The organism is Halobacillus sp. BBL2006 (assembly GCF_000786645.1).
In the GTDB taxonomy this organism is placed as follows: domain Bacteria; phylum Bacillota; class Bacilli; order Bacillales; family Halobacillaceae; genus Halobacillus.
Map to the genome: position 1 here is coordinate 1 of NZ_JRNX01000743.1, position 2,308 is coordinate 2,308.

Here is a 2,308-nt window from a genome sequence, read left to right on the forward strand (position 1 = left end):
ACAGCTTTTCTTCTGAAAAGTCTCTCTCAGCTCTAACGACTGTATAAATGTCAGAATTCATACCTTTTACGGTTAACGTTATAAATACATTATCTGCATCATCAGGCAATGTCACAATGACACCTTTTGCCCGATCAATTCCAGACTGAAGTAGGACTCTATCTTCGGTTGCATTCCCTTTTATATATAAAGTATCTTCTGGTATATGATCAATCACTTCTTCATCCATTTCGATAATGACCAATGGCTGTTTATCATTTCGTAATTGTTGAAAGACCTGCTGTCCAACCCTGCCGTATCCACATAAAATGATATGTTGATGAAGATCTTGTATTTTTAAACTCATTCTTTTTTTCCTCACTTCACTAGAGAGTTTGCCTCCAATAATCGCTCCTGCAAGCTGTGCTAGCATATAGGTTGTCAAACCAATGGCACTCGGAATTAGGAATAACGTGAGCAGTTTTCCGCCGATCGTTTCTGGGGAAATATCTCCGTAACCAATTGTTAAGACCGATACAATCGTCAGCCACAAAGAATCAAAGAAGTCCAGTCCCTCGATTAGCATATACCCAAAGATGCCCATTAAAATAATGATATGTAGGAGTACCATTGAAACAACTATTTTTCTATATTCCATTGCTCCACCTCAGTTGACTAAAAATTGGATATCAATTCGACTCTTCTCATGATACCAATTTTCGCACCTAACATTCTACTTTACATAATAATATTCAGAACCATTTTCAATAGATAAGGTCTGTATCTGTAGGTTGATATCCCAGTTGTCGAGCCATCGAGACCAAATGTCCTTTATGATGAAACTCGTGTGTCGTCGTATGGGTATACAGCCACAATACAGTTAAAGATTGCTCTTTTTCCTGCCATGGGACTGGAACAACAATCGTATGAAAAGGTTTTTTCGAAATTTATATAAAAAACTTTCCCACTAGCAGATCTACTTCACTGCAAGCTTGCCTCATATCCTTTACGGTTTGAAGAGAATTCGGTTCTAGAATGTCTATATGTTCTTTAAACCCAAACTTCCACACCCAAACTTGGTAGCACTCTGCAACGTGGACATGCAAGTTCCGTATGGAGCTCCACCCAAATCCGTTGATTTCTTTTATGTAATCCTCTGGTGCAACCTCTTCACAAAGATTAAACAGCAGCTCTCTTGTAGTTTTTATATAATCATATTGTGCTTAGAGAACTTCCATCATAAACCTCCTAGTTGTTTTTTGAAGTGATCTCCATTACGATGATTTTAAAAGCGCTACTGTCACAATAGAAAAAAGCGAGGGAAATTATGCACAGAAAATCTTTAATACTAACTTTTTCAGCGACCTCACTAAGCATTCTCGTTTATTTGTTCCGTCCAAAAAGAGCTCAAGCGCCTGTAATTCAGAAAAACTCTTCCACATATCCTGGCAGCTCAATCCTTATACAACCTGGAGATTTGTTGTTCTCTCCAATAGGGAAAAGGGAATCTAAATTCATAGGTCATGTGGGTATTGTTAATCACCAAAAAGAAGTCGTCCATTCTATACCTGCTGGGTTGACTAAAGATAATGTTTTTAATTACTACCAAAAATTTCGTTCTATCAAAATTTATAGGCCACGATCACCAGAAATCGGCATCTCTGCTGGGGACTATGTTCAAAATCTTTATAATGACTATAGCAATGCAGATTATCGAATCATGCCCCCTTTAGTGACAGCTTCTCATCAGCAATACTGTACAAAAATTGTATGGCAGGCGTATTACTTCGGGGCGGGTGTCAATTTAGGGGATTTTAATGGAAGTGCAAAAGCAATCCATCCAGAACTGTTAAAAGACCGGCGTTTCCTACGTTTGGTATTGTAAAAAAGGCTCGCCCTTGATGGAGAGCCTTACAAATGTTCAATAAAGTCGGTTTCAGTAATGATTTCAATGGAATGTCCCTGACTCAACAACATCTCTAACTTTTCTAATTTACTGCTCTTCTTCCCATTTAAATAGTCTTCATATGCTTTACGTCCTACGACGACATAATTGGTTGAAGATGTAATGTCAGCATGCCAATCACCACCATGATCTACGACTTTCTGAATGGCTTCCTCTCTTTTCATAGTATTTAATTTACCAGTAAATGCAAAAGAAACTCCATAATAAGGGTGGGAACGATCAAATTCACTTGTGGCTGCAACGAAAGCCTTAGCCTCAGGCTTCTTTGCACGCTTCTTCTTATTTAATCGTGCGGGTTCGTAACCATTGTCATACATCATTCCATTTATGGTGCCAGATTTATCAACAAGCTCTTTTATGTTT

General features: G+C 38.2%; 3 protein-coding genes and 1 pseudogene. 1 reads left to right on the forward strand and 3 read right to left on the reverse strand.

The window, feature by feature from the left end; all coding sequences use genetic code 11:
• Both LD39_RS19140 and LD39_RS23940 read right to left on the reverse strand, forming a co-directional pair.
• Window positions 1-637: TrkA family potassium uptake protein (locus LD39_RS19140; RefSeq protein WP_035551933.1), on the reverse strand; the 637-nt coding region annotated here is incomplete at its 3' end.
• Between the two features lie 106 nt (window positions 638-743).
• Window positions 744-1,187, reverse strand: a pseudogene (locus LD39_RS23940) (DinB family protein).
• Window positions 1,188-1,306: 119 nt separating this feature from the next.
• Here LD39_RS23940 and LD39_RS19145 point away from each other — a divergent pair.
• On the forward strand, window positions 1,307-1,864 hold the full coding sequence (locus tag LD39_RS19145; RefSeq protein ID WP_035551936.1) for a YiiX/YebB-like N1pC/P60 family cysteine hydrolase: 558 nt from the start codon (window positions 1,307-1,309) through the stop codon (window positions 1,862-1,864).
• A gap of 26 nt (window positions 1,865-1,890) precedes the next feature.
• On the opposite strand, the gene LD39_RS19150 is transcribed toward LD39_RS19145, so the two are convergent.
• Window positions 1,891-2,308 (reverse strand): BRCT domain-containing protein (locus LD39_RS19150; protein WP_197061461.1); only part of this gene is annotated, 418 nt, incomplete at its 5' end.